Source organism: Mangrovicoccus algicola (genome assembly GCF_014903745.1).
GTDB lineage: Bacteria > Pseudomonadota > Alphaproteobacteria > Rhodobacterales > Rhodobacteraceae > Mangrovicoccus > Mangrovicoccus algicola.
Genome location: NZ_JACVXA010000046.1, coordinates 1 through 24,689, shown reverse-complemented (window position 1 = coordinate 24,689; position 24,689 = coordinate 1). Strand labels below are relative to the sequence as shown.

General features: G+C 68.8%; 27 protein-coding genes. 17 read left to right on the top strand and 10 right to left on the bottom strand.

The features are described from left to right. Window positions 1–17: 17 nt before the first annotated feature. The 3 genes from ICN82_RS14550 to ICN82_RS14540 all read right to left on the bottom strand — a co-directional run bounded on the left by ICN82_RS14550 (window position 18) and on the right by ICN82_RS14540 (window position 3,241). Window positions 18–971, bottom strand: coding sequence for an alpha-E domain-containing protein (locus ICN82_RS14550; protein WP_193184084.1), 954 nt, complete (start codon window positions 969–971; stop codon window positions 18–20). A 10-nt stretch (window positions 972–981) separates the two neighbouring features. After that, on the bottom strand, window positions 982–2,397 hold the full coding sequence (locus tag ICN82_RS14545) for a circularly permuted type 2 ATP-grasp protein (protein WP_193184081.1): 1,416 nt from the start codon (window positions 2,395–2,397) through the stop codon (window positions 982–984). A gap of 148 nt (window positions 2,398–2,545) precedes the next feature. Further along, window positions 2,546–3,241, bottom strand: a complete 696-nt coding sequence (locus ICN82_RS14540; RefSeq protein WP_193184079.1) for a rhomboid family intramembrane serine protease — start codon at window positions 3,239–3,241, stop codon at window positions 2,546–2,548. Window positions 3,242–3,329: 88 nt separating this feature from the next. Between ICN82_RS14540 and trpS the strand changes: the two genes are divergently transcribed. From trpS to map, 14 genes are all read left to right on the top strand, one after another. Then, the gene (gene trpS / locus ICN82_RS14535; protein ID WP_193184077.1) at window positions 3,330–4,379 is read left to right on the top strand and encodes a tryptophan--tRNA ligase; all 1,050 of its coding nucleotides are present in this window, start codon (window positions 3,330–3,332) and stop codon (window positions 4,377–4,379) included. 121 nt (window positions 4,380–4,500) lie between these two features. After that, entirely contained in the window at window positions 4,501–4,677 is a 177-nt protein-coding gene (locus ICN82_RS14530) for a hypothetical protein (RefSeq protein ID WP_193184075.1), read from the top strand. Between the two features lie 77 nt (window positions 4,678–4,754). Next, a complete protein-coding gene (locus ICN82_RS14525) occupies window positions 4,755–5,621 on the top strand; it encodes a branched-chain amino acid aminotransferase (RefSeq protein ID WP_193184073.1) in 867 nt (288 codons plus the stop codon). Window positions 5,622–5,695: 74 nt separating this feature from the next. Next, window positions 5,696–6,151, top strand: a complete 456-nt coding sequence (locus ICN82_RS14520; RefSeq protein WP_193184071.1) for a universal stress protein — start codon at window positions 5,696–5,698, stop codon at window positions 6,149–6,151. 155 nt (window positions 6,152–6,306) lie between these two features. Beyond that, window positions 6,307–6,867 (top strand): NifU family protein, encoded by a 561-nt coding sequence (locus ICN82_RS14515; protein WP_193184069.1) that lies wholly within the window; start codon window positions 6,307–6,309, stop codon window positions 6,865–6,867. A 2-nt stretch (window positions 6,868–6,869) separates the two neighbouring features. Further along, window positions 6,870–7,478: a tRNA (adenosine(37)-N6)-threonylcarbamoyltransferase complex dimerization subunit type 1 TsaB gene (gene tsaB / locus ICN82_RS14510; protein ID WP_193184067.1), complete on the top strand. Its 609-nt coding sequence runs from the start codon at window positions 6,870–6,872 to the stop codon at window positions 7,476–7,478. Next, window positions 7,475–7,909, top strand: a complete 435-nt coding sequence (locus ICN82_RS14505; protein ID WP_193184065.1) for a GNAT family N-acetyltransferase — start codon at window positions 7,475–7,477, stop codon at window positions 7,907–7,909. The genes tsaB and ICN82_RS14505 overlap by 4 nt, the downstream gene beginning before the upstream one ends. A 154-nt stretch (window positions 7,910–8,063) precedes the next feature. Beyond that, window positions 8,064–9,059, top strand: a complete 996-nt coding sequence (locus ICN82_RS14500) for a BMP family lipoprotein (protein WP_193184063.1) — start codon at window positions 8,064–8,066, stop codon at window positions 9,057–9,059. 154 nt (window positions 9,060–9,213) lie between these two features. Further along, window positions 9,214–10,746 carry an ABC transporter ATP-binding protein gene (locus ICN82_RS14495; RefSeq protein WP_193184061.1) on the top strand — a complete coding sequence of 511 codons (1,533 nt, stop codon included), beginning with the start codon at window positions 9,214–9,216 and terminating at the stop codon, window positions 10,744–10,746. Then, window positions 10,746–11,840, top strand: a complete 1,095-nt coding sequence (locus ICN82_RS14490; protein ID WP_193184059.1) for an ABC transporter permease — start codon at window positions 10,746–10,748, stop codon at window positions 11,838–11,840. The genes ICN82_RS14495 and ICN82_RS14490 overlap by 1 nt, the downstream gene beginning before the upstream one ends. Beyond that, complete coding sequence (locus tag ICN82_RS14485; protein ID WP_193184057.1) at window positions 11,840–12,805, top strand: ABC transporter permease; 966 nt, start codon at window positions 11,840–11,842, stop codon at window positions 12,803–12,805. The genes ICN82_RS14490 and ICN82_RS14485 overlap by 1 nt, the downstream gene beginning before the upstream one ends. Window positions 12,806–12,824: 19 nt before the next feature. After that, the gene (locus tag ICN82_RS14480; RefSeq protein WP_193184055.1) at window positions 12,825–13,745 is read left to right on the top strand and encodes a sulfite exporter TauE/SafE family protein; all 921 of its coding nucleotides are present in this window, start codon (window positions 12,825–12,827) and stop codon (window positions 13,743–13,745) included. Further along, on the top strand, window positions 13,742–14,503 hold the full coding sequence (locus tag ICN82_RS14475) for a TIGR02186 family protein (RefSeq protein WP_193184053.1): 762 nt from the start codon (window positions 13,742–13,744) through the stop codon (window positions 14,501–14,503). Before ICN82_RS14480 ends, ICN82_RS14475 begins: the two co-directional genes overlap by 4 nt. 94 nt (window positions 14,504–14,597) lie before the next feature. After that, on the top strand, window positions 14,598–15,410 hold the full coding sequence (gene map, locus ICN82_RS14470) for a type I methionyl aminopeptidase (protein ID WP_226898509.1): 813 nt from the start codon (window positions 14,598–14,600) through the stop codon (window positions 15,408–15,410). A gap of 2 nt (window positions 15,411–15,412) precedes the next feature. On the opposite strand, the gene ICN82_RS14465 is transcribed toward map, so the two are convergent. Both ICN82_RS14465 and rsmD read right to left on the bottom strand, forming a co-directional pair. Beyond that, window positions 15,413–16,381 (bottom strand): trypsin-like serine peptidase, encoded by a 969-nt coding sequence (locus ICN82_RS14465; protein ID WP_193184051.1) that lies wholly within the window; start codon window positions 16,379–16,381, stop codon window positions 15,413–15,415. A gap of 107 nt (window positions 16,382–16,488) precedes the next feature. After that, window positions 16,489–17,079, bottom strand: a complete 591-nt coding sequence (gene rsmD, locus ICN82_RS14460) for a 16S rRNA (guanine(966)-N(2))-methyltransferase RsmD (protein ID WP_193184049.1) — start codon at window positions 17,077–17,079, stop codon at window positions 16,489–16,491. 103 nt (window positions 17,080–17,182) lie between these two features. Here rsmD and ICN82_RS14455 point away from each other — a divergent pair, with 103 nt between their 5' ends. Beyond that, entirely contained in the window at window positions 17,183–17,671 is a 489-nt protein-coding gene (locus ICN82_RS14455) for a peroxiredoxin (protein ID WP_193184047.1), read from the top strand. Window positions 17,672–17,726: 55 nt separating this feature from the next. Here ICN82_RS14455 and lepA read toward each other — a convergent pair whose 3' ends face one another. Further along, window positions 17,727–19,526, bottom strand: coding sequence for a translation elongation factor 4 (gene lepA / locus ICN82_RS14450; protein ID WP_193184045.1), 1,800 nt, complete (start codon window positions 19,524–19,526; stop codon window positions 17,727–17,729). A 335-nt stretch (window positions 19,527–19,861) separates the two neighbouring features. Here lepA and ICN82_RS14445 point away from each other — a divergent pair, with 335 nt between their 5' ends. Continuing rightward, complete coding sequence (locus tag ICN82_RS14445) at window positions 19,862–20,200, top strand: hypothetical protein (RefSeq protein ID WP_193184043.1); 339 nt, start codon at window positions 19,862–19,864, stop codon at window positions 20,198–20,200. 30 nt (window positions 20,201–20,230) lie between these two features. Here ICN82_RS14445 and ICN82_RS14440 read toward each other — a convergent pair whose 3' ends face one another. From ICN82_RS14440 to ICN82_RS14425, 4 genes are all read right to left on the bottom strand, one after another. After that, the gene (locus tag ICN82_RS14440) at window positions 20,231–20,788 is read right to left on the bottom strand and encodes a hypothetical protein (protein WP_193184041.1); all 558 of its coding nucleotides are present in this window, start codon (window positions 20,786–20,788) and stop codon (window positions 20,231–20,233) included. A 111-nt stretch (window positions 20,789–20,899) separates the two neighbouring features. Then, window positions 20,900–21,673: a YfdX family protein gene (locus ICN82_RS14435; protein WP_193184039.1), complete on the bottom strand. Its 774-nt coding sequence runs from the start codon at window positions 21,671–21,673 to the stop codon at window positions 20,900–20,902. Between the two features lie 73 nt (window positions 21,674–21,746). After that, window positions 21,747–23,126, bottom strand: coding sequence for an ATP-binding protein (locus ICN82_RS14430; protein WP_193184036.1), 1,380 nt, complete (start codon window positions 23,124–23,126; stop codon window positions 21,747–21,749). After that, window positions 23,113–23,790, bottom strand: a complete 678-nt coding sequence (locus tag ICN82_RS14425) for a response regulator transcription factor (RefSeq protein WP_193184034.1) — start codon at window positions 23,788–23,790, stop codon at window positions 23,113–23,115. Before ICN82_RS14425 ends, ICN82_RS14430 begins: the two co-directional genes overlap by 14 nt. Window positions 23,791–24,032: 242 nt before the next feature. Here ICN82_RS14425 and ICN82_RS14420 point away from each other — a divergent pair, with 242 nt between their 5' ends. Further along, window positions 24,033–24,239, top strand: a complete 207-nt coding sequence (locus tag ICN82_RS14420) for a hypothetical protein (protein WP_193184033.1) — start codon at window positions 24,033–24,035, stop codon at window positions 24,237–24,239. The last annotated feature ends 450 nt before the right edge of the window (window positions 24,240–24,689 follow it).

Sequence of the window (24,689 nt, the reverse complement as noted above, 5' to 3'; positions counted from 1 at the left end):
CTTGTCCTCCTGGCCGCTCACAGCGCGCTGCCGCGCAGGTAGCAGCTATGCACGGTACTGCCCAGATCGGCCATGTCGCGCATGCAGCGCTCCAGGAACTCGTGCAGCCCCTCCTCGAGGATGTTGCCCACGCGGATCTCCATCAGCTCCGCCAGCAGCATCCGCGCCCGGCTCTGCGCCTCGGTGGAGCGGCCATAGCCGCGCGCCAGCCGGTCGAGATGATCGTTGATCCCCTGCACCGACGAGACGATCGAGCGCGGGCATTGCCGGTTCAGCACCAGCATGTCGAGGATCTTGGCGGCCGTCGCCTCGCCGCCATAGGCCCAGTGGAACGCCCGGTGCATCTGCATCGCGCGCAGGATCACCGTCCACTGGTAGTTGTCCAGGCCCGATCCGACATAGCCCGCATCCGGCAGCAGCACGTAGTACTTCACGTCCAGCAGCCGCGCGGTATTGTCGGCGCGTTCGATATTGTAGCCCAGGTTGAGGAAGTCATAGCCGTCATTCCTGAGCATGGTGGCATTCATCGCCCCCTGCACCAGCGCCGTCTGGCGCGTGGTCCATTCGGTCATTTCCGAGATGTCCATCTCGCTGCGCGGGCGGCGCTGGTATTCCTTCATCTCCTGGTAGGCGCTGTTGAGCGCATCCCAGACCGGCGAGGTCAGCGCCGTGCGCACGATCCGCGCATTCTCCCGCGCCTGCAGCAGGCAGGAAAAGACCGAGGATGGGTTTTCGTGGTCGAAGAACAGATAGGAGACGATGTTGCGCTCCACCGTGTCCTTGTGCTTGCGTCCGAACCCGTCCGCGGTGCCGCTGGCCTGCAGGATCGAGTCCCATTCGTTGCGGTATCCATCCACCGCATCGGGCATCAGCCGCATCCGCGTGCCCAGTTCGACAAGGCGCGCCATCGTTTCGGCGCGTTCCAGGTAGCGCGCCATCCAGTAGAGGTTTTCGGCCGTCCGGCTCAGCATTGGTCTGTCCTCACTCCGCCAGGACCCAGGTGTCCTTGACCCCGCCGCCCTGCGACGAGTTCACCACCAGCGAGCCTTCCGTCAGCGCCACGCGGGTCAGACCGCCGGGCACCAGTTCGATCGTGTCGCCCACCAGGCAATAGGGGCGCAGGTCGACATGGCGCGGCGCCACCCCGTCCTTGACGAAGGTGGGACAGGTCGACAGCGCAAGGGTCGGCTGGGCGATGTAATTCTCGGGCCGCTCGCGGATCTTGTGGGCGAAGGCCTCGAGCTCGCCCTTGGAGGCGCGCGGTCCGATCAGCATGCCGTAGCCGCCCGAGCCGTGGACCTCCTTGACGACAAGCTCGTCGAGATTGGCCATGACATAGGCGAAATCCTCGGGGATCGCGCATTGCCAGGTCGGCACGTTCTGCAGGATCGGCTCCTCGCCCAGATAGAACCGCACCATTTCCGGAACGAATGTGTAGATCGCCTTGTCATCGGCGACGCCCGCGCCGGGGGCGGAACAGATCTGCACCCCGCCGGAGCGGTAGACATTCATCAGCCCGGGGATGCCCAGCATGGAATCGGGGCGGAAGCACAGCGGATCGATGAAGGCGTCGTCGATCCGGCGATAGATCACGTCCACCTTCTTCGGCCCCTGGGTGGTGCGCATCCAGCAGAAATCGCCCTCGACATACAGATCCGCGCCCTCGACCAGTTCCACCCCCATCAGGTCGGCAAGGAAGCTGTGCTCGTAATAGGCGGAATTGAAATGGCCCGGGGTCAGGATCACCACCGTCGGATCGCTGTCGCATTTGGGCGGCGCCACGGAGGCCAGCGTCTTGCGCAGAAGGTCCGGATAGCGTTCCACCGGGGCGATGCGGTTGCCGCGGAACAGGTCGGGGAACATCCGCATCATGATCTCGCGGTTCTCCAGCATGTAGGAGACCCCCGAAGGCGTGCGGCAATTGTCCTCCAGCACGAAGAACTCGTCCGGGCCGGTGCGCACCAGGTCGATGCCGACGATGTGGCTGTAGACGTTCTTGGACGGCTTGATCCCGCAGACGGCCTTCTCGAAGGCCTCGTTCTGATAGACCAGCCGCGCCGGGATCTTGCCCGCGCGGACGATCTCGCCGCGGTTGTAGACGTCGCAGAGAAAGGCGTTCAGCGCCCGCGCCCGCTGCTTGATCCCGCGTTCCAGCCGTGTCCATTCGCCATGGGTGAAGACCCGCGGGAACATGTCGAAGGGGATCAGCCGGTCCGGGTCGCCGCCCTCGCCATAGACCGCGAAGGTGATCCCGATGCGGCGGAACAGGGCCTCGGCCTCGGCCTGCTTGAGGTTGCGCAATTCCTGCGGCATGTCCCGCTGCCAGGTTTCGAGATTGGCATAGGGCAGCCGGATCTCGCCGCGGTCGTACATTTCGTTGAAATACGTCGTGCTCATCAGAACCCTCTATCCCTTGCCCCAATCCGTGGCACGCGGGGGATAGGAGGAAAAGCGGCGAGATTGCCTCACGCCGCCGATTCACCGATTATGCACATTATTTAATCAAACGCCGGAAACTGATGCGCACCCGCGCCGGCCTCGCCCCTCAGCGGCTGCGCAGCCTGTCCCTCAGCCGCGCCCAGCCGCCCGGCACGAACAGGAAGGACAGGCCGAAGCCGCAGACGAAGCCCGCGATATCCGCCACCCATTCCTGGCCCGCCCCGAAAAGCGCGCCGAAGATCAGCTGGATCGCCAGCAGCAGCCCGATCAGCTGGAAGGCGCGCATCTGGCTTTCGCCCACCGCCTTCTGGCGCACCCATTGCATGAAGGTGAAACCGCCGATCAGGCCGTAGACCCCGGGAAAGGCGCCGATCAGCGGATAGGTCGCGTCGAGGATCAGCCCGTAGGCCAGCGCCCCGCCGACCGAGGCGCCGAAGAAGATCGCCAGAACCGCGACATTGCCGAAGGCCTCGCCCACCATCTTGCCGATCGCCAGGATGAAGACGCAGGCCATCACCGCCTGCACGAAACCGACATGCAAGAGCGGATAGGTGACCAGCCGCGCCAGCAGCTCCGGCGGGAACCGCTGGTTGGTCAGCATCCAGTCCAGCGCCTGCCCGTAGAAGGCGAAATGTTCCAGCGCGCCCAGCCGCAGCCCCATTCCGCCCGTGCCGCCGATGATGCCGCGATCGGCCAGCTCGAACAGGCATTCGATGCCGAAGATCACCACGGCCAGCCCCAGCACCGAGGCAGGCAGCGGGTTCACGGCGGCGGGCGGACGCGATTGCGGGCGCAGGGACATCGTCAGGCTCCGGGACAGATTGACCAAGGACGGGGGCACGGATAAGCGAGCCGGGCCTAACATTCCATGCCCAAAGGAGGCAAATCCCATGGATGCGGTCCAAACGTCATCCGAAGGCCCTGCAGGTAGCGCCGGCTTCACCCCGCGCGTTTTCTCCGGCATCCAGCCCTCGGGACATCTCACCCTCGGCAACTATCTCGGCGCGCTGAAGCGCTTCGGGGAGATGCAGGAAGAGGATTACGAGACGATCTACTGCATCGTCGACCTCCACGCGATCACCGTCTGGCAGGAGCCCGAGAAGCTGCGCGAGGCGACGCGGATGCTGGCCGCGGGCTTCATCGCCACCGGCGTCGACCCGTCGAAGTCGATCCTGTTCAACCAGTCCGGCGTGCCCGAGCACACCCAGCTGGCCTGGATCTTCAACTGCGTGGCGCGGATGGGCTGGCTGAACCGGATGACCCAGTTCAAGGACAAGTCCGGCAAGAACCGCGACAGCGCCTCGACCGGGCTTTTCGTCTATCCCAACCTGATGTCCGCCGACATCCTGGTCTATCACGCGACCCATGTGCCCGTGGGCGAGGACCAGAAGCAGCATGTCGAGCTGGCCCGCGACACCGCGATCAAGTTCAACACGGATTACGGCACCGATTTCTTCCCGATCCCCGAACCGGTGATCGAGGGTTCGGCGACCCGCGTGATGTCCCTGCGCGACGGCACCAAGAAGATGTCGAAATCCGACCCTTCGGACATGAGCCGGATCAACCTGACCGACGATGCCGATGCCATCGCCCAGAAGATCCGCAAGGCCAAGACCGATCCCGAGGCCCTGCCCTCCGAGCCCGGCGGGCTGGACGGGCGCGCCGAGGCGAAGAACCTCGTCAACATCTACGCCGCGCTGGCGGATGTCACGCCCGCCGCGGTCCTGGCGGAAATGGGCGGGCTGCAATTCTCGGAATTCAAGCCGAAGCTGGCAGAGCTGGCCGTGGCCCGGCTGTCGCCGATTTCCACCGAGATGGCGCGGCTGATGCAGGACCCTGCCGAGATCGACCGCATCCTGGCGGCAGGCTCTGCCCGCGCCCGCGAGGTCGCGCAGCCGATCCTCAAACGCGCCTATGACATCGTCGGCATGGTCGGCTGACACGATTCCGCCGCCGCCCCGCAACCGGGCGGCGGCTTTCCGCGCGGGGCGGGGCCCGGGCGGAACCCGGATGCGGATCCGGCGTTCCCGGTGCACATGTCACCACGGAGGAGGATCCGCCATGTCCCGCCTGTCTCTCGCCGCCGCCCTTCCGCTGCTTCTCGTGCTCGCCGCCTGCGGCGAGAGCGCCACGACCCGCGCCGCCACCGGCGGGACGGCCGGGGCCGTCGTTGCCGGTCCCGTGGGCGCCGTGGTCGGCGGCACGGCCGGGGCCGCCACCGCCGAAGACGAGGACTGATCCCGTCCCGGCCGGGCCGGCTTGCATCCCGGCCCCGGCTCGCCCATGGGTACCTGCGACAGAGGCAGGAGTCCCCCATGGCGATCAGCACCGAGATCCGCACCTATTTCAACGGCACCTGGCACGAAGGCGATGTCGCGGTCATGCGGGCGGCCGATCACGGCGCCTGGCTGGCCTCCACCGTCTTCGACGGGGCCCGGTTCGTCGACGGGATGGCCCCCGACCTCCTGGCCCATTGCGAGCGCGTGAACCGCTCGGCGCGGGCGCTGCTGCTGGAGCCGACCCATGCGGCCGAGGAGATCGCCCGCCTCGCGCTGGAAGGCTGCGCGCTGTTCCCCGAGGGATCGGCCATCTATATCCGGCCGATGTACTGGGGCATCGACGGCAACGAGACCGCGGTCCAGCCCGACGGGTCGGCCGGGTTCGCCATCTGCCTGGAAACCGTGCCCATGGCCCCGCCCGAGGCGGCGCAGCGCCTGACCACCACGCGGTTCCGCCGCCCGACGCTGGAAGTCGCGGTCTGCAATGCCAAGGCGGGCTGCCTCTATCCCAACAACGGAAGGATGCTGGCCGAGGCGCGGTCCAAGGGGTTCGACAATGCGCTGGTCGCGGACATGGCCGGGAACGTGGCCGAGACGGCGACGGCGAATGTCTTCATCGTGAAGGATGGCGCGGTCTTCACCCCCATCGCCAACGGCACCTTCCTGGCGGGCATCACCCGCGCGCGCCACATTGCCAACCTGCGGGCCGCGGGCGTCAGCGTGCACGAGACGGTGATGAGCTTCGCGGATGTCCATGCCGCCGACGAGGTGTTCCTGTCGGGCAATCTCAACAAGGTCACGCCGGTCACGGAATTCGACGGCACGCGCTATCCCCACGGCCCGGTGACGCGCCAGGCGCTGGATCTGTACTGGGCCTGGGCGCGCAGCGACGCCGCGGGCTGATCGCCGGGGGAAGGCTTGCCAAAGGCGGCCCCCTTGCCCAAGGTGCCGCGAAGGATCCGGGCCGGAGGAATGGGATGCGCAAGTTTCTGGTCGTGCTGGATGACAGCCGCGAATGCCTCAACGCGATGCGCTTCGCCGCGATGCGCGCCGCGCATTCCGGCGGCGCGGTGGCGATCCTGTCGGTCATTCCGCCCGAGGAGTTCAACCACTGGATCGGGGTGAGCGACATCATGCGCGGCGAGGCCCGCGAACGCATCACCGCCCATTTCGAGGTCTTCGCCAAGTGGATGCGCGACCGCCAGGGGATCGATCCCGAACTGGTGATCCGCGAGGGCGAACCCTATCACGAGGTGCTGGCCCAGATCGCCGAGGATACCGAGATCGGGGTCGTGGTGCTGGGCGCCTCCACCGAATCCGGGGGGCCCGGGCCCCTGGTGACGCAGCTGATCAAGTCCATGCCGCAGCTGCGCGTGCCCGTCACCGTCGTGCCCGGCAACCTGTCCAAGGAACAGCTGGAACACATCACCTGAGGCGGCGCTCCGCCCGGGCGCCCCGAAGGCGGCCGGGCAGGACCGGCCCGGGGCGCGCGGCTTTGCGCCCATGGCGCGGCGCGGCCAGTTTGGAATCGTTCCAAACCTTGACTCCGTGCCCCGCGCCGCTCATATGCGACGAAACGGAGGCGCCGATGTTCATCCAGACCGAATCCACGCCGAATCCGGCGACCCTGAAATTCCTGCCCGGCGAGACCGTGCTTCAGGCCGGGACCGCCGATTTCCCCGCAGCCGAGGCCGCGGCCGCCTCGCCCCTCGCCGCGCGCATCTTCGCGGTGGAGGGCGTGACCGCGGTGTTCTTCGGCCACGATTTCGTGACCGTGACCAAGGCCGATGCCGTCGAATGGGACCACCTGAAACCCGCCATCCTCGGCGCGGTGATGGAGCATTTCCAGTCCGGCGCGCCGGTGATGGAAGGCGAGCCCGCTCCGGCAGGCCATGCCGAACATGACGGGCCCGATGGCGAGATCGTCGGCCAGATCAAGGACCTGCTGGACACCCGCGTGCGTCCGGCCGTGGCCCAGGATGGCGGCGACATCACCTTCCACGGCTTCGACAAGGGCATCGTCTACCTGCATATGCAGGGGGCCTGCGCCGGCTGCCCCTCCTCGACGCTGACGCTGAAGATGGGGATCGAGAACCTGCTGCGCCATTACATCCCCGAGGTGATCGAAGTCCGCCCGGTCGCGCTCTGACCTTGGCGACGCTTCTTGCCTTCGACACATCCGGCGCGCATTGCGCCGCGGCCGTCCTCCGGGACGGCCTTGTGCTGTCCGCCCGCCGCGAGGAGATGGCGAAGGGCCAGGCCGAACGGCTGATGCCGCTGATCGCGGAAACACTGGAAGATGCCGGGCTGGCCCTGGACGGTCTCGACGCCATCGCGGTCGGCACCGGCCCGGGCAATTTCACCGGCATCCGCCTGTCGGTCGCCGCCGCGCGCGGCCTGTCGCTGTCGCTGGGCATTCCGGCGATCGGCGTCTCGGTGCTGGAGGCGATGGCGGAAGGCGGGCCCCGCCCCGCCTTGGCCGTGCTGGATGCGCGCCGCGGCGCCGTCTATGTCCAGGGCTTCGGCACCGGTCTGCTGGCCGAGCCCGCGATGGTTGCCGATCCTGCGGAACTGCCCGCCGCGCTGCCCCGGATCGGCGAGGGGCCCGATGCCCGCGCCGCCGCCCTGCCGCTGGCCGAGGCCATCGCCCGCGTTGCGGCGGGACGGCTGGACCGGGCACCGCAACGCCCCGCGCCGCTTTACATCCGCCCCGCCGATGCGGCACCGCCGCGCGACCCGGCCCCGGTCATCCTGGAATGACCCCGGCGGAGATGGCCGCGCTGCATGCGGCCAGCTTCACCACGCCCCGCCCCTGGAACGAAGCCGAGATCGCCGCCCTGCTTGACGGGCCCGGCTGCTTCGCCGCCCTCCTGCCGGGCGGCTTCGCCCTGGGCCGCGCCATCGCCGGAGAGGCGGAGCTGCTGACCATCGCCGTCGATCCCGCCTGCCGCAGGCAGGGGCTGGGCCGCCGCCTTCTGGCCGCCTTCGAAACCGCCGCCCGCGACCGCGGGGCCGAGCGCGCCTTCCTGGAAGTCGCCGCGGACAACGCGGCCGCGGAAGCGCTGTATCTGGGCGCGGGCTATGGCATGGCAGGGCGCCGCCGCGGCTATTACCGCGACCCGGCGGGACGGCCCGTCGATGCGCTGGTGCTGAGCCGGGATCTGCCCGCTGCCGGGCCTGCCGGGAAATAGGGCAGATGCCCATTTGCGCGCCCCGCCAGCCTGCCGCATCGCCGCGAAAACGGTTGACCCTGCGCCGGGGCTGCGGCTCTATCGGCTCGAACCGGGTGCAAAGGCCCGCGGCGCAAGCGGATCGCGCGGCACCTGTCCAACGAGGGGAAGACCAATGACCATGATGAACACTCTGCTCGGCGCTGCGGCCGCCCTGGCCGTGACCGCGGGCGCCGCCCTGGCGGAGCCGGGCCTGATCATCGACCTGGGCGGGAAATTCGACAAGTCCTTCAACGAAAGCGCCTATACCGGCGCGCAGCGCTACATTTCCGAGAAGGGCGGCGCCTACAAGGAGACCGAGCTTCAGTCCGAGGCGCAGCGCGAACAGTCGATGCGGCGCATGGCCGAGAGCGGCGCCAACCCGGTCATCACCATCGGCTTCATGAACATCTCCACCCTCGACAAGATCGCCCCCGACTACCCGGAGGTGAATTTCGCCATCATCGACGGCGTGGTCGACCAGCCGAACGTGAAATCCGTGGTCTTCGAGGAACACCAGGGCAGCTTCCTCGTCGGCGTGCTGGCGGCGATGGCCAGCAAGACCGGCACGGTCAGCTTCGTCGGCGGCATGGACGTGCCCCTGATCTCGAAATTCGCCTGCGGCTATGCCCAGGGCGTCAAGGCGGTCAATCCCGAGGCGCAGGTGATCGTCAACATGATCGGCACCACCCCCGCCGCCTGGAACGACCCGGTCAAGGGTGCCGAACTGACCCGCGCGCAGATCGCCCAGGGATCGGACGTGATCTATTCGGCGGCCGGCGGATCGGGCGTCGGCGTGCTGCAGGCGGCTGCCGACGAGGGCGTCTATTCGATCGGCGTCGACAGCAACCAGAACTACCTGCATCCCGGCTCGGTGCTGACCTCGATGCTGAAACGCGTCGACAATGCCGTCTTCCAGATCTTCGAGGAAGGCGAGACCGACAGCTTCACCCCCGGCATCCAGGTGATGGGCCTGGCCAACCAGGGCGTCGACTGGGCGCTGGACGAGTATAACGAGGAGCTGATCTCGGCGGAGATGAAGGCCACGGTCGAGGCGACCAAGCAGAAGATCATCGAGGGCGAGATCGAGGTGCACGACTATTCCACCGACGGCGCCTGCCCGGCGCTCTGATCCCGGCCCAGCAGATCCCGCCCGGCGCGCGCCCAGACCGCGCGCCGGGCCACACGACCCGAGCGAGACCCAGAATGGCTGCCCTTCCCTTCCTGCCGCCCCTTCCCGCAGCCACGGCTGCGCCTGCCGCCCGGCGGGCGGGGGCGACGCGCGCATGACCCCGCCCCCCGCGATCGAGCTGCGCCGCATCTGCAAGTCCTTCGGCCCGGTCCAGGCCAACAAGGACATATCCCTGAAGGTCATGCCGGGCACGATCCACGGCATCATCGGCGAGAACGGCGCCGGGAAATCAACGCTGATGTCGATCCTCTACGGGTTCTACAAGGCCGATAGCGGCGAGATCCTGATCGGCGGCCGCGAAACCCAGATCCCCGACAGCCAGGCGGCGATCAAGGCCGGCATCGGCATGGTGTTCCAGCATTTCAAGCTGGTGGAGAACTTCTCCGTGCTGGAAAACGTCGTGCTGGGCGCCGAGGACGGGTCCTTCCTGCGCCCGACCCTGGCGCGGGCGCGCAAGCACCTGACGGATCTGGCGCGCGATTACGAGATGAACGTGGACCCGGATGCCAAGATCGAGGATCTCAGCGTCGGCCACCAGCAGCGGGTGGAGATCCTCAAGGCGCTCTACCGCGAGGCGAACATCCTGATCCTCGACGAACCCACGGGCGTTCTGACCCCCGCCGAGGCGGACCACCTGTTCCGCATCCTGCGGGGACTGAAGGCCGAGGGAAAGACGATCATCCTGATCACCCACAAGCTGCGCGAGATCATGGAGATCACCGACACGGTCAGCGTCATGCGCCGCGGCGAGATGACCGACACCGTGAAGACCGCCGAGACCAGCCCGCAGGACCTGGCCGAGCGCATGGTCGGCCGCAAGGTCCTTCTGCGCGTCGACAAGGCCCCGGCCCGGCCCGGCAAGACGGTGCTGGAGGTCAAGGACCTGCGCGTCACCGACGGCCAGGGGGTGGAGCGGCTGCGCGGCATCGACCTGACGGTGCGCGCGGGCGAGATCCTGGGGATCGCGGGCGTCGCGGGGAACGGCCAGTCGGACCTGCTGGACGTGCTGGGCGGCATCCGCGCCGCCACCGGCGCGGTCACGCTGAACGATGCGGCGCTGAGCCTCTCGGGCCCGGGATCGGATGCGCGCGCGCGGCGCCGCGCGGGCATCACCCATGTGCCCGAGGACCGTCACCGGCTGGGGCTGATCCTGGATTTCAAGGCCTGGGAAAATACCGGCTTCGGCTACCAGGACCTGCCGAAATACTGCCAGGGGCTGATGATGGACAACCGCGCGCTGCGCGAGGACACGGATGCCAAGATGGCCCGGTTCGACGTGCGTCCGCATGACCCGAACCTGGCGGCCAAGAACTTCTCGGGCGGCAACCAGCAGAAGATCGTGCTGGCCCGCGAGATCGAGGCCGATCCCGACCTGCTGCTGATCGGCCAGCCGACCCGCGGCGTGGATATCGGCGCGATCGAGTTCATCCATCAGCGCATCGTCGAGCTGCGCGACGCGGGCAAGGCGATCCTGCTGGTCTCGGTCGAGCTGGACGAGATCCTGTCCCTGTCGGACCGCATCGCGGTGATGTTCGACGGGCGCATCATGGGCGAGCGCCTGCCGGGACAGACCGACGAGACCGAACTGGGCCTGATGATGGCCGGGATGGAAGGACGCGCCGCCTGATGCAGAAGCTTCCCGCATGGGCCGACGTGGTCCTGCTCCCGCTGATCAACCTGGCGCTGGCCTTCCTCGTCTCCGGCCTCGTCATCCTCTATATCGGGGAAAACCCCCTGCAGGCGCTGAAGGTCATGGTCAACGGCGCCATGGGATCGACCCGCGGCTGGGGCTATACGCTGTTCTTCGCCACCAATTTCATCTTCACCGGCCTGGCCGTCGCGGTCGCCTACCACGCCTCGCTGTTCAATATCGGCGGCGAGGGACAGGCGGCGCTGGGGGGGCTGGGCGTGGCGCTGGTCTGCCTGGCGGTCGACTGGCCCTTCTGGTGGATGGCCCTGCCGGCCGCCATCATCGGCGGCGCCGTCTTCGGGGCGGCCTGGGCGGCGATCCCGGCCTGGCTGAACGCCCGGCGCGGCAGCCATATCGTCATCACCACGATCATGTTCAACTTCATCGCCTCGGCGCTGATGGTCTACCTGCTGGTCAACATCCTCAAGGCGCCGGGCATGGCGCCGGAAAGCGCGGGCTTCCCCGAGGGGTCGCACCTGCCGACCGCCTATGACGTGCTGGGGCTCTTCGGCATCCCGTTCAACCGCTTCGCGCCGCTGAACGTCGCCTTCCTGGTGGCGCTGGCGGCCTGCTGGGGGGTCTGGATACTGATCTGGCGCACCCGGCTGGGATACGAGATTCGCGCCTTCGGCAAATCCGAACCGGCGGCCGTCTATGCCGGGATCAGCCCGGTGAGGATCATCATGGTCACGATGCTGATCTCGGGCGCGCTGGCGGGGCTGATGGGGATCAACGCGGTGATGGGCGAGGCCGAACGCCTGACGCTCGACGCGGTGCAGGGCGCGGGCTTCGTCGGCATCGCCGTGGCGCTGATGGGGCGCAACCACCCGGTCGGCGTGCTGCTGGCCGCGATCCTGTTCGGCGCGCTCTACCAGGGCGGGATCGAGCTTGAATTCGAGATCCCGGCGATCAGCCGCGAGATGATCCTGGTCATCCAGGCGCTGGTGATTCTGTTCACCGGGGCGCTGGACGGGATGGTCCGCACGCCGCTGGAGCGGGTCTTCGCCAGCCTCCGCAAGGGAGCCGCCTGATGGATCTGAACACCGTCCTGCTGATCCTCGATTCCACGCTGCGCCTGGCGACGCCGCTGCTCTTCGCCTGCCTGGCCGGGCTCTTCTCGGAACGCGCCGGGGTCTTCGATATCGGGCTGGAAGGCAAGATGCTGATCGCGGCCTTCTTCTCGGCCGCCGCCGCGGCGCTGACCGGCAATGTCTGGCTGGGGCTGATGGCGGGCTGCGCGGCCTCGATGGTGCTTTCGGCGATCCACGGGCTGGCCTCGATCACCTTCCGCGGCAACCAGCTGATTTCCGGCGTGGCGATCAACTTCCTCGCCACCGGCCTGACCGTGCTGATCGCGCAGGACTGGTTCGCCCAGGGCGGGCGCACCCCGCAGCTGGAGGGCGGCGCCCGGTTCCAGCCGATCACCCTGCCCTTCGCCGAGGCCCTGTCGGGCGTGCCGGTCCTGGGCCCCGTCTATGGCGACCTGCTCTCGGGACATACGATCCTGGTCTATCTCGGCTTCCTCGCGGTTCCGGCCACCTGGTACGTGCTGTTCCGCACCCGCTTCGGGCTGCGGCTGCGCGCGGTGGGCGAGAACCCGGGCGCGGTCGATACGGCGGGCGTGTCGGTCACCGGGCTGCGCTATGCCGCAGTGATGATCTGCGGGCTTCTGTGCGGCTTTGCCGGGTCCTACCTGTCCACCGGGCTGGCGGCGGGCTTCGTCAAGGACATGAGCGCGGGGCGCGGCTTCATCGCGCTGGCGGCGCTGATCTTCGCCAAGTGGCGGCCCTGGTCGGCGCTCGGCGCCTGCCTTCTGTTCGGCCTGCTCGACGCGCTCGGCAACCGGTTCCAGTCGATCGAGATCGCGGGCATCGCCCTGCCGGTGCAGTTCATGCAGGCCCTGCCCTACATCCTGACCGTGGTGATCCTGGCGGGGTTCGTCGGCAAGGCCATCCCGCCGCGCGCGGGCGGCACGCCCTATGTGAAGGAACGCTGACGCCCCGGGGAGGCCTCGCATGACGATCTACCTTCCGATCGCGGAAGTCTCGGTGAACGCCTTCCTCCTTCTGGGGCTGGGCGGGATCGTCGGCATCCTGTCGGGCATGTTCGGCGTCGGCGGGGGCTTCCTGCTGACGCCGCTTCTGTTCTTCATCGGCATCCCCCCGGCCGTCGCCGTGGGCACCCAGGCCAACCAGATCGTCGCCTCGTCCTTTTCCGGCGTGCTGGCGCATTTCAAGCGCAAGACCGTCGATCTGAAAATGGGCACCGTGCTGCTGGCAGGGGGCATGGTCGGCGCGGCGATCGGGGTGAAGATCTTCGAGATCCTGACCGAGATGGGCCAGGTCGATCTGATGGTGCAGCTCTGCTACGTGCTGTTTCTGGGCGTCATCGGTCTGCTGATGTTCATCGAGAGCCTCAATGCCATCCGCCGGTCGCGCCGCAAGGATTACGTGCCGCGCAAGCGGTCCCAGAAGGGCTGGGTCCATACCTGGCCGCTGAAGATGAAATTCCGCACCTCGGGCCTCTATATCTCGGCGATCCCGGTCGTGCTGGTGGGGGCCTTCGTCGGCGTGCTGTCGGCGGTGATGGGGGTGGGCGGCGGCTTCATCATGGTCCCCGCGATGATCTACCTGCTGCACATGCCCACCAAGGTCGTGGTCGGCACCTCGCTGTTCCAGATCATCTTCGTCGCCGCCTTCACCACGATCATGCATGCCACCACAAACTATACCGTGGATGCGGTGCTGGCGGTGCTCCTGCTGATCGGCGGGGTGATCGGCGCGCAGATCGGATCGGTCATCGCCGTGCGGCTGAAGGCCGAGCAGCTGCGCATCCTTCTGGCGGGCATGGTCCTGGTGGTCTGCGCCAAGATCGCGCTGGACCTCCTGCTGACCCCGGCGGAACTTTATTCCATCGCCGAGAGGGTCGCGCATTGAGACGGCTTGCCGCCCTTCTCCTGCTGCTGATCCTGCCCTGGACCGCCCAGGCCGAGGAGGTGGTGCTGGGCCTCAGCCAGGACGAGGTGGCGATCACCGCGACCTTCGACGGATCCAGCATCCTGATCTTCGGCGCCGTCAAGCGCGAGGCCCCGCCGCCCACGGACCTGCCGCTGGACGTGGTGATCGCCGTTCAGGGCCCCACCGAGACGGTGACCGTGCGCAAGAAGGCGCGCCGCTTCGGCATCTGGATCAACAGCGGCGCCGTGGAGATCGATGTCGCGCCCAGTTTCTATGCCGTGGCCACCACGCGGCCGCTCTCCGTCGCGCTGAGCCAGACCGAGGATCTGCGCCACCGCGTCTCGCTGGACCGCGCGGTGCGGACGATCGGCGCCGCCGAGGAAGCGCAGGACGCCCCCTCCTACCTCGCCGCGCTGAAGCGGCTGCGCCAGGGCGAAGGCAGCTATCTCGTGCGCGAAGGCGCCGTGGCGCTGGACCAGGAAACGCTGTTCCGGACCTCGATCCGCATGCCGGCCAACCTGACGGTCGGCAATTACAAGACCCGCATCTTCCTGACGCGCGGGGGGCAGGTGGTCGATAGCTACGAGACGGTCATCTACGTGCACAAGGTCGGGCTGGAACGCTGGACCTTCTCGCTGGCCCATGAACAGCCGCTGGTCTACGGCGCGCTGTCGCTGATCATCGCCATCGCGGCGGGCTGGGCCGCCTCGGCCGCTTTCGCCGCACTGCGCCGCTGAGGCGCCCGCGGCGCGAAAGCGTGATGATTCGTCCTCTGGCCCCCGTGCCCGCTTTGCTCTATCACTGTGTCCCGAGACAGAAGGAGCTGGGTTCTTGGAAGGACAGGGCCGCGGGCGTCTGACCCGCGAAGGCATCAGAATACACGAAGCTGCAGATTTCGCCGGGATGCACCGCGCGGGCCGTCTGGCCGCGGAAATCCTCGACGAGGTCGCGCCCCTGATCGTCCCCGGCGCCACCACCGCCGATATCGACCAGGCGATCACCGACCATATCGACCGCTCCGAAGGCGTGTCGGCGACGATCGGCTACAAGGGCTATCAGCATGCCAGCTGCATCTCGGTCAATCACGTGGTCTGTCACGGGATCCCGGGGCCGAAGGTCCTGAAGGATGGCGACATCCTCAATATCGACGTCACCGTGATCGTCGATGGCTGGTTCGGCGATACCAGCCGGATGTATGTCGCCGGCAAGCTGCCCCGCAAGGCCGAGCGGCTCATCCAGGTCACGCATGATTCCCTGATGAAGGGGATCGAGGCGGTCCGCCCCGGCGCGACCTTCGGCGATATCGGGCACGCGATCCAGAGCTTCGTGGAAAGCCACCGCATGAGCGTCGTGCGGGATTTCTGCGGCCATGGCCTCGGCCGGGTCTTCCACGCCCCGCCCAATGTCCTGCATTACGGTCGCCCCGGATCGGGCCCGGTGCTGGAGGAAGGGATGTTCTTCACCATCGAGCCGATGGTGAATCTGGGCCGCCCGGAGACCAAGATCCTGCCCGATGACTGGACTGCCGTGACCCGCGACCGGTCGCTTTCGGCGCAGTTCGAGCATTCGATCGGCGTCACCGCCGATGGCTGCGAGATCTTCACCCTGTCGCCCGCAGGCCGGTTCCACACCAGCGCGGGCTGAGCCTAGCCCGCGCGGCGGCGTCGCCGCAGCAGCGCGAGCCCGGCCAGCGCGCTTCCCAGGAGGGCGGCCGGGACGGGCAGCGGCACGATGGCGCCGTGGAACACGCCCCCCGCGCTTGCGACCAGCTCGCGCGCCGCGGCCGAGCTGATGGCCGTCCAGACGCCGACATCGCCGTAATCGCTGTCGGCGGCCTCGTCATAGCCCAGGATGCCCGTGGTGATCCCTCCCACGACCCAGCGCCCGTCGCGCAGCAGCAGCATGGGGCCGCCGCTGTCGCCCGGGGCGATCAGCCCCTCGTAATCCAGCGCCGCCGCATCGCTGGGCACGCCGACATGATCGACCAGGCTGTTCTCGGTCCCCGCCGCATTGTCGAAATCCGCCAGCAGCAGCGACACTTCCCCGTCGCGATCCGCCAGATAGGCCTCCAGCGTGTTGACGGCAAAGCCGCGATGATCCGCCGACGGCCCCTGGACCGCACCGGTCGTTCCGGTGCCGTAGAGCCCCCAGCCCACCATGGCGAAGCTTTCGATCAGATAGGGTCCGGAATAGACCTGCAGCGGGTCGATCCCCGCCACCGGCCCGTCCAGGGTGAAGACGGTCAGGTCGCTGCCGTCGAAATAGGCCCGGCCGGCATCCGGGGCGGGGCTGAGGCTGGCGGCGGCGCTGACGCGATAGCCGGTGGTCGTGCCGCCGCTCATGAACCCGGCGCTCCAGGTTTCCGTGGCGGCGGCGTCGGCGCAATGGCGCGCGGTCAGCACCGCGTCCGGCGCGATCAGCACGCCCGAACAGGTCCCCCCGGCATCGGTGCGCAACCGTGCCACGGCGTCGAAATCCGGGGCAGCCCCGAGCCAGGCCGAGAGCGCGACGGCGCCCGATGCGCCGGTTCCGGCGAAGCCTTCATTGACGACCACGGCGGCGGCGGGGGTTCCCATCGCCAGGAAGGCGGCGGTCAGGCAGGCTGGATATCGCATCGGCAGGCTCCTCGGACAGGCCGGACCGGGGCGGCGCGGCACGCCCCTCCCCCGCGGATCTGGCGGGGAAAAGGTTAATAAAACCTTAATACGACCTTGGCGGCGAGTCAGCCCCGTTCCGGTTCCGCGGGGCTGTCCGCCTCCGGCGCGCGCAGGAAACTGGCATGCGTGTCGCCGTAGCGGCGCTGTTCCAGAAGCTCGAATCCCGGCGGGGCGGCTTGCGGGGTGCTTTCCTCCCACACCACCAGGGCGCCCGGGGCGATCCATCCGCCCGCCTGCGCCGCGGCCAGTGCACGGGCGCCCAGATCGCGGCCATAGGGCGGGTCGAGGAAGACCAGATCCGCCGCCTCGCCCGGCTCCGCCGGGCCCAGCCGCGTGGCATCCCGCGCGATCAGCCTTCCCCGGGCGCCCAGCAGCGCCAGGTTGGCGCGGATCAGCCTCTGCCCGACCCGGCCGCTTTCCACGAAGACCGCCGACGTCGCGCCGCGGCTGAGCGCCTCCAGCCCCAGCGCGCCGGTTCCCGCGAACAGGTCCAGCACCCGCGCCCCCTCGACCGGGTCGCCGAAACGGCCGCCCGCGATCACGTTGAACAGGCTTTCGCGCACCCGGTCGGTGGTCGGGCGCAGCTGATGGGACGGGTCGCCCTTTCCGACGGGGGTCAGGGCGCGGCCGCGCCAGGCTCCGGCAATGATGCGCATGGTTCACCTTTCGTCGCGCACCCGCGGTGGACTCTGGCGCGGGCGCTGCGAGCCCCTATAACGGTCCGCGGAACGGACGCAAACATGAGAAGGATGCGCGACCATGACCATCGAACCCGGACAGGCCCTGCCCGAGGGCACGCTCGTGAAAATGGGCGAGGCCGGCCCCGAAGCCGTGGAGATCGGCGCGCTGACCAAGGGCCGCAAGCTGGTGATCTTCGCCGTGCCCGGCGCCTATACCCCGACCTGCAGCTCGGCGCATGTGCCCTCCTTCATCCGCACCAAGGACGGGTTCGCGGAAAAAGGCGTGGACGAGATCGTCTGCGTCTCGGTCAACGACCCCTTCGTGATGAAGGCCTGGGGCGAGGCAACCGGCGCGACCGCGGCCGGGATCACCATGCTGGGCGATGCAGATGGCAGCTTCACCAGGGCGCTCGGGCTGGATTTCACCGCGCCCCCCGCCGGGCTGATCGGCCGGTCCAAGCGCTACGCCATGCTGGTCGAGGACGGGGTCGTCACGACGCTGCACCTCGAGGAAAGCCCCGGCACCTGCGAGATCTCGGCCGGCGAAGGCCTTCTGGCGGCGATCTGAAACGCGAAAGGCGCCCCGCCGGGGGCGCCTTTTCCGGGGCGGGCCGCTGCGGGCCCTACTCGTCCATCTTCAGCGCCGAGATGAAGGCTTCCTGCGGGATCTCCACCTTGCCGAACTGGCGCATCTTCTTCTTGCCGGCCTTCTGCTTCTCCAGGAGCTTCTTCTTCCGCGTGGCGTCGCCGCCATAGCACTTGGCCGTCACGTCCTTGCGCATCGCCGACAGGGTCTCGCGGGCGATGACCTTGCCGCCGATCGCCGCCTGGATCGGGATCTTGAACATGTGCCGCGGGATCAGGTCCTTGAGCTTCTCGCACATCGCCCGGCCCCGCATCTCCGCCCGGTCGCGATGGACCATCATCGAGAGCGCGTCGACCGGCTCGTCATTGACGAGGATCTGCATCTTGACGAGGTTGTCCTCGCGATAGCCCTCCATCTGGTAGTCGAAGGAGGCATAGCCCTTGGTCACCGATTTCAGCCGGTCGTAGAAGTCGAACACGACCTCGTTCAGCGGAAGGTCGTACACCACCATCGCGCGGGACCCGGCATAGGTCAGGTCCAGCTGGATGCCGCGGCGGTCCTGGCAGAGTTTCAGCACGTCGCCCAGGTATTCGTCGGGCACCATGATCGTCGCCTTGATGCGCGGCTCCTCGACATGGCTGACGATGCTGGGATCGGGCATGTCCGCGGGATTGTGCAACTCGGTCTGCGAGCCGTCCTTCATGAACAGGTGATAGACCACCGACGGCGCGGTGGTGATCAGCTCGATGTCATATTCGCGTTCCAGCCGGTCGCGGATCACCTCCAGGTGCAGCAGCCCCAGGAAGCCGCAGCGGAAGCCGAAGCCGAGCGCGGCGGAGGTTTCCATCTCGTAGGAGAAGGAGGCGTCGTTCAGCGCCAGTTTCTCGATCGCGCTGCGCAGGTCCTCGAACTCGGCCGAGTCGACCGGGAAGAGGCCGCAGAACACCACCGGCACCGACGGCTTGAAGCCGGGCAGCGGCTTGTCCGCGCCCTTCTTCTCATGGGTGATCGTGTCGCCGACCCGGGTGTCGCGGACCTGCTTGATCGAGGCGGTGAAGAACCCGATCTCGCCCGGGCCCAGCTCGTCGACATTCTGCATCGCGGGACGGAACACGCCGAGACGTTCGACCGGATACTTGCCGCCGGTGCCCATCATGACGATGCGATCGCCCTTGCGGATGACGCCGTCCATGACCCGGATCAGGACCACCACGCCCAGATACGCGTCGTACCAGCTGTCCACCAGCATCGCCTTCAGCGGCGCTGCCGCATCGCCGCCGGGCGCGGGCAGCCGGGTGACGATCGCCTCCAGCGTCTCCTTGATGCCGATCCCCGACTTGGCCGAGACGCGCAGCGCATCGGAGGCGTCGATGCCGATCACGTCCTCGATCTGCTCGGCAACGCGCTCGCAATCGGCAGCGGGCAGGTCGATCTTGTTCAGCACCGGGACGATCTCGTGATCCGCCTCGATGGCCTGATAGACATTGGCCAGGGTCTGCGCCTCGACGCCCTGGGTGGAGTCCACGACCAGCAGCGACCCCTCGACCGCGCGCATCGACCGCGACACCTCATAAGCGAAGTCGACATGGCCGGGCGTGTCGATCAGGTTCAGCACGTAGAGTTCGCCGTCATCGGCGATATACTCGATCCGGACGGTATTCGCCTTGATGGTGATGCCGCGTTCCCGCTCGATATCCATGGCATCAAGCAGCTGTTCCTTCATCTCCCGTTCCGACACCGTGTTGGTGGACTGGATCAGGCGATCGGCCAGCGTGGACTTGCCGTGGTCGATATGGGCTACGATGGAGAAGTTTCGGATGCGGGAAAGCTCGGTCATGCGGCTGCATTTGCAGGCTTTCCGCGCGCCGTCAATGGCTATGCGCGACCTTCGCGCCGCGCAGCGCCGCCCGATCCCGCGCCGATGCCCGCCGCCCGCGGGCAAGCCGCTGCAACCCAACAAGAACTTGCCTGCGACCCCCGGCAGGGCGACAGGCAGGCAACCGCCCGGCGGAGCGCGGGCCCGCCCGCCATCCTCGGCCGCGACCCCGCCGCAGGGAAACGCCCCTGCGTCAATCCTGCGTCAATGCCGACCGGCATTCCGGCGGCCCCTTGCCCGGGGAGGCCGATTTTCCTACTCTTGCCGCACAAGACTCAAAAAAACCGAGGCAGAGCATGTCCCCCGCGAAGACCCGTCTTCCGACCGCGCGCGCGGTCGGCGTCGGCGGCCTGATCGCCGCCACCCTCGTCCTGACCGCAACCACGGCGATGGCCGCCCGCATCGAGAAGGCCTGCCTGCGCTCCGAACGCACCGCCGCCTCGGCGCCGCTATGCACCTGCATCCAGCGTGTCGCCGACCAGACCCTGACCCGGTCGGATCAGCGCATGGCGGCGAAATTCTTCCGCGATCCGCAGATGGCGCAGGATATCCGGCAATCGGACAATGACAGGCATTCCGATTTCTGGCGCCGCTACCGGACCTTCGGCACGACGGCCCAGCGCGTCTGCCGCTGAGGGCGCCCGGCCGCCGGCGCGCGGCGTCCCTCAATCGGGGCGCAGGTCCGAGACCAGCGCGCGGACCTGCCCGGCAAAGGCGTGCTCGCGCGTCCTTCGGGCCTCGGCCGAGGCCCGCTCCAGCGTCTCGGCCAGCGCCAGCAAAGGCGCCACCGCCTCCGGCGCGACCGTACCCCCGCGGCGGCGCAAAAGGGAAAGCCCGGCACGCAACTCCTCCGCGATCTCGCGTTCCCGCCGGGTTTCCGTGTCGGGAAGCTCCGCCCGCGACAGCACCGACAAATGGCGCGCGATGCGCAGCAACGGCGCGCGCGCCTCGGGCTCGCAGCGCCGCGCGAGGCGGCGCAGTTCTTCCACCGCAGCGGTGAATTCCGATGGCGGCGTAGGGACGGCGGGGGCCGGAGCCCGTCGCGCAAGGCGCGCCCCGCCCTGCGCGATCCCCGCACCCCCGCCGCCGCGCAGGGCATAGCCGAGAGCCGCCCCGACGAGGGCGGCCACGAGAAGGCCCAGCACGGCCGAGAACAGCAGGTAAAGCCCGTTCGCCGCCAGGGCGGCCAGCGCGGCAAGCCCCGCACGCCTGGGAATGTCCATGTCGGCCGATCCTTCCGCTGCCGGTCACCGGAGGCATCCTAGCGCGCATGGCGCCGCGCTTGAACCGGCCCGGTCCCGGATGTCTCTTCGCGGGACCGGACCGGGGCAAGGTCACTCCGCCGCGGTGACCGGCGCCCGCGCCGGTCCCGGCGCGGGTTGCGACAGGGCGGAAGCGGCCGAGGATTGCTGGACGGATCCGTCGCCCTGGCGCGGAATGGCGTCGATATCCCATCCGCGCACGACGACCCCGTCCTCCAGCGCCGCCAGCGAGGCCTGCGCCTGCGCGGTATCGCCGCCGGAAATGGCCGTGCGCGCATCCGAGATATGCCCCAGGGTCTCCTGCAGCGGCATCATCGCGGCGACGACCTGCATGTCCAGCTCCGCCAGCCGCATGGTCTTCAGCGCCTCGCCGGGCTGGTCGGCGCGCAACTGCGCCCCCGCCTCGTCCAGCGCCTGTTTCGAGGCATCGTCCGGCACGAAGCTTTCGCCATAGCCGATCTGCACGTCGACAGGGACGAAAACCGGGTCATCCGTGGCGCTTTCGGTATCCGCCACCATCATCTGCCGCAGATCCTTGCCCGCGTCATCCAGCGTGGCCGAGGCCTCCTCCAGCAGCGTGCCCGCCGTGTCGGACTGGCCCTCCTGCAATTCGGCGCGCGCCTGATGCACCTTGCCGAGCACCTCCAGCCCTTCCTGCGACGCCCGGAGCAGCGCGTCCTGCGTCGCATAGCCCGGATCGGTTGCGGCCGGCGCCGCCTGCTGCGCCTGTTCGGCGGCGCGGCCGCTTTCGGCGGCAACGGCGACGGTCGCGGCCGGAGAGGCCAGGGCCGCCGCGGTCGCCAGAAGAATCGCGAGCCTGCGGCCGGGGGTCATGCGCTGTGCCATCTTGTCCTCCATGGGTTTCGTTGGTCACGCAATCCAGATGGGCAGACCCCCTTACGGCCCAATGCGGCGAAGTTTACAAATCCGTAAGGCGCGCCGGAAAGACCATCGTCACCCGCAGGCCGGGATCCGCATCGGCCAGTTCCAGCCGCGCGCCGTGCCGCTCGGCGACCGCGCGCACGAAGGTCAGGCCCAGCCCGGTTCCTTCCGCAGCCAGGTCGAGCCGCACGAACGGATCCAGCACCCGCCCCCGCTGTGCCGCCGGGACGCCCCTGCCGTCATCCTCGCAGACCAGCACGGCCCCGGCTTCCGGCCCCGGCGCGCCCGCCCGCAGGCGGATCCGCGCCCCCGGCCCCGCATGGGCCACCGCATTCGCGGCCAAGTTGGCCGCGGCCTGGGTCAGGAGCACCGCATCGCCCGCGACGACGGCCTGCCCTTCGGCCGACAGCCTCTGTCCCGCCGCCTCTGCCGCGGCACCGTAGAGATCGGCGACCTCCGCCAGGATGCTGCCCAGGTCCACCGGTTCGGCCGGACGCGCGTCCTGCGCCCCTTCGATGCGGGCGATGCGCAGGATCGCGTCGAAGATGCGCGCCAGCCGGTCCAGCTCCTCGACCAGGGCCGCGGCCTCCGTCTCTTCCGCGCCGCCATCCGTCGCGGCCAGCAGCCGTTCGGCGCTGAGCATGGCGCGCGCCAGCGGCGTCCGCAGGTCATGCGCTATCGCCGCCGCACGATTCGCCGCCTCGGCCATCAGCACCTCCAGCCGGTCGAGATGGATGTTGATCTTGGCCGCCACGCGGTCGATCTGATCGGGCGCCGCCGCCACCGGGGCGCGGGCCCCGAACTCGCCGCGCGAGACCAGGTCCAGCGCCGCCTCGATCCGGCCGAGCGCCCGTTCCGACCGGGCGCTGAGCCCCCAGCCGATGGCAATCAGCGTGGCCACCATCACCGCGCCCACCCCGGCCAGCACCCCGGCGATGGCATGGCTGACCCGCCGCACCCCGGCCAGGTCGCGCCCCAGCACCACCGTGTACCCGCCGGCCCGCCCGCTGAGCACCAGCACCCGTTCCAGCGTCTCGCCACGGATCGTCGTGACGTCATCGACCAGCCGCCAGGTCGCGGGGGTGGCCGGAAGCGCGGCATTGGCCGCAACCACGCGCCCCTGCTGATAGACCGCGACCACCATGTTGGCGGCGGCGAAGCGGCGCGCCAGGTCGGTCACGGTGGCCTCGAAGGCCACGGGATCATTGGCAGCGGCCATTTCCTGGACGATGGCCAGCTGCGCGGCCAGCCCCGCCTGGATATCGGCCATCACCGCGTGACGCGCCGCCATCAGCACCGCCACGCCCGACAGCAGCAGCACCGCGCAGAAGGCGGCGATCCCGTAAAGCGCGCCGCGGAAGGCGGCCCCCGAGGTCAGGCCCGCCCCGGCCCGGCGCAGCCGCTCAGCGCGGCCCATGCATCACGTAGCCGAAATTGCGCACGGTATGGATCAGCGCACAGTCGAAAGGCTTGTCCACCTTGGCCCGCAAGCGGCTCACATGGGTCTCCACCACCGTCGTTCCCGGTTCGAAATTGATGTTCCAGACCCGGTCGAGCAGCATGGAGCGCGTCACCACCCGCCCCGCCTGCCGCATCATCAGTTCCAGCAGCCGGTATTCCCGTGCATGCAGCGGAATGTCCTGCCCGGCGCGGGTCGCGCGATGCGTCACCAGATCCAGGGTCAGGTCATGCACGTTCAGGGCGGTCTCCGGCGCCGCGCCGCCCTTGCGCCGGCCAAGCGCCTCGACCCGGGCAAGGAGCTCGGCGAAATGGAAGGGCTTGCCGAGATAGTCATCGGCCCCCGCGCGGAACCCCTCGACCCGCTGGTCCACCTGATCCAGCGCGGTCAGCACCAGCACCGGCATGGCCGCCCCGGCCGCGCGCAGCGCGCGCACCAGCGACAGTCCGTCCAGCCCCGGCAGCATCCGGTCGACCACCGCCACATCGGGCTCGGCCTCCAGGCACCGCGCCAGCGCGGCACGGCCATCGCCGAGCTGTTCCACCGCATGGCCCTCCCGGGCCAGCCCTTCCGCCACGAATGTCGCGATCCGGTCATCATCCTCGACCAGCAATATCTTCATGGCACCCCCATCCGGTCACGCCGAACTCTAGGCGCACGCCCCGAAAAGGCCAGCCCCGGCGGGCGCAACCCGGCTGCGGCGGCAGCCCGCCGCCGGCGGCGGCCGGCAGATGACGAAGGGACTTGCGGCGGCGGCAGCCCTCGGCATTCTGTGCAACCGGCGGAACCCGCGGCCCGGTCCCGGCATTCGCACGGAAAGGCCGCGCCGGATCGCGCCGCACCCCAAGGAGAGGGAACTGGAAGATGACAAGGATGACATGGATGGCCGCGCTCTGCGGCATGGCCGCGCTCGCCGCCTGCGGTCAGACGGACGGCGAACGCGCCCTGACGGGGATGGCGATCGGCGGCGCCGCCGGGCAGGTGATTTCCGGCGACCCGGTCACCGGGGCCCTGATCGGCGGCGCGGCGGGGGCGACCTGCCGCAGCCTGGGCACCTGCCCCAATAACTGATCCGGCAGGCGGGGCGGACGGCCTGCCCCGCCCTCGCCGCCCGGGCCGGACATCCGTCCGCCATCGGTCGGCCGCCGCGCCATGCGCAATACCTTCGCACCCCCGCTGAAGGGGAGCGGCCCCGGCGACCCGTCTGTGCCGTCTTCACGCCGGACATCAGCATTTCCCCGTTTCCGGCGGCCGCCCTCCGGTTTCCGCCTCTGCCATCGCGGGCCGCATCCGGATCGCACCGCCCGCGAGGGCATTTGCCTGCGATCATCGCCGCAGGCGAATGCCCGGGTCACGGATCAACCCAAGGGTTGGCCTTCCGCACGCGCGGCCATGGCTCCAGTACAGCTGCCGCCATGGCGCAAAGAGCAGCGCCATCGGCTCCGGCAGGCGAATGAGGCCAGGGCTGCGGGAGACCTTGTTGCACTTATCGGTGACAGGGATTCAGTTTTGGGATCCTGA